The following is a 1,736-nucleotide window of genomic DNA, read 5'->3' on the forward strand; positions in this document are numbered from 1 at the left end:
GCGTTGAACGAGCGATTGCCGAGCTAACGACGAGCGGTTTCCTGTTGGCCTCTGAGCAGTGCCAGTACATCTGCATTCCGCAGTTTATGGAACACAACCCTGTGGACAATATCACCCAGATTGATGCTCGCCTGAAGCTGTTGGTGAAACTGCCACAGATGCTGCTGGAAGACTTGCCCGGAGTGCTACCCGTTATCGAGAGGGCAGTTGCGAAAGCCAGTGATTAGGGCTCGAAGCAGACCGAAGCTTTGTTGGAAAGCGCTCGGAAGATGCTCGGCAAGTGCTCGGCAGAATTTCGCAAGCTGTGCCAGCCGATGCCGGAAGAACTTGGGTTGCCCAGGCTGGCCAAAGCCTGGCGGGAAGCCAATGAGCATGCCAGTCAATCCGCTCATCACGGCTGGAGCCACCGGGCGGTTTATCTCGCAGGCCGTGAGGCGGGTTGGCATGAGCTGATGATAAAAACCGCCAGCTGGCAGCGGGATATCAACGCAGGTTATCGCAAGACAGTGGTTGCTCCAGAGCATCGCACTACCCGGGATGAACGGCTGGGTAACGATGGTATTCGTAAGGGCGATCTGCGGGAAAGAATGCAGCCGGAACTTTTTGCCATTCTGACGATCCGGTATGACGATAATCAGGCGAATCGTATTAACGCCTGGCAGCGGATTCAACATCAAATACGAGGTGATCAGCGGCTGCCAAAACCGCTTCGCTGTAATCCGGTTCTGCTGAGACTCTGGCTAATGTATGAGCTCCAACATAACTATTTGAGGGAAAAAAAGGGCCGCGTAGGGCTTGAGATCAAGGGACGGAGTGAGCGGACGGTATTCCGTTGGAAAAAAGCCTGTCATACGGTTTGTGATGAGTGGATCAACCAAGCGGAAGATGAGGCTCAGCACCTGCTGGAACAGGCGGGCGTCATTCATTTTGAGTATTAACTTGCAGGCTTTTCACTTCCGACCTATGTTATATACATACTGTATATACATTGGGGTGAATTATGGAGACCAGCGTATTTTTTAACAATAAAACGCAGGCTGTCAGAATTCCGAAAGAGCTTGCCTTTCCGGATACGGTTAAGCGAGTCATGGTGCGTAAAGAAGGAAAAGCCATCATCCTGACGCCGATCGAAGACTACTGGGAAGAGTTTCTGGCGATGGACCCCATAGATGATTTTCCAGAGCGGGAGCAACCGGCCTGTCAGGATCGGGAGGACTTTTAATGGCGGAATACATGGTTGATACCGACATTTGTATTGCGGTTTTAAAACATAATCGCCCGGTCATTGATAAGTTTATTGAGCACCAGGGAAAGGTCTATGTTTCATCCATTTCCTGTTACGAATTGCAGCTCGGCATTGAAAAAGGCGACCCTGAACACAGGCAGGCCAAGGAAAGTAAGCTGTCGTTCTTTTTAGAGGGGGTGAACGTGATCGACTTTGACGGGGCAGCCGCCCGGGAGTCAGCAAAAGTCAGAGAGGAATTGAGAAGGGGGCAACAAATTGGTGCTTATGATACCTTGCTGGCAGGCCATGCCAGAAGCAGGGGGATGGTGATGGTCACTCATAATCAGCGGGAATTTTCCAGAGTTTCCGGATTGCAACTTGCCGATTGGCCCGGCTGAAAAAGGGTGCTGTGGCCAAAATTTGATCTGTGGCTTGACTCATAATGACAGTTGAAATAAAAAGCAACGAACGCAACAAGCCCTGCCAGACTTGGCCTGTGCAGGTCTTTTGG

General features: G+C 51.2%; 4 protein-coding genes. All 4 read left to right on the forward strand.

What is annotated here, in order from left to right; all coding sequences use genetic code 11:
* Positions 1-227: hypothetical protein (locus tag KDK15_RS00800; RefSeq protein ID WP_257293461.1), on the forward strand; the 227-nt coding region annotated here is incomplete at its 5' end.
* Between the two features lie 21 nt (positions 228-248).
* Positions 249-938, forward strand: coding sequence for a hypothetical protein (locus tag KDK15_RS00805; RefSeq protein WP_257293462.1), 690 nt, complete (start codon positions 249-251; stop codon positions 936-938).
* A 62-nt stretch (positions 939-1,000) separates the two neighbouring features.
* Complete coding sequence (gene vapB, locus KDK15_RS00810; RefSeq protein WP_209202137.1) at positions 1,001-1,222, forward strand: type II toxin-antitoxin system VapB family antitoxin; 222 nt, start codon at positions 1,001-1,003, stop codon at positions 1,220-1,222.
* On the forward strand, positions 1,222-1,623 hold the full coding sequence (locus tag KDK15_RS00815; protein ID WP_257293463.1) for a PIN domain-containing protein: 402 nt from the start codon (positions 1,222-1,224) through the stop codon (positions 1,621-1,623). Before vapB ends, KDK15_RS00815 begins: the two co-directional genes overlap by 1 nt.
* Positions 1,624-1,736 lie beyond the last annotated feature (113 nt).

This window comes from Endozoicomonas sp. YOMI1 (assembly GCF_024606345.1).
Lineage (GTDB): Bacteria > Pseudomonadota > Gammaproteobacteria > Pseudomonadales > Endozoicomonadaceae > Endozoicomonas.

Excerpts from the sequence above, each read along its gene's own strand:
- KDK15_RS00815 (WP_257293463.1), top strand. The coding sequence starts at position 1,222 with ATGGCGGAATACATGGTTGATACCGACATTTGTATTGCGGTTTTAAAA.
- vapB (WP_209202137.1), top strand. The coding sequence starts at position 1,001 with ATGGAGACCAGCGTATTTTTTAACAATAAAACGCAGGCTGTCAGAATT.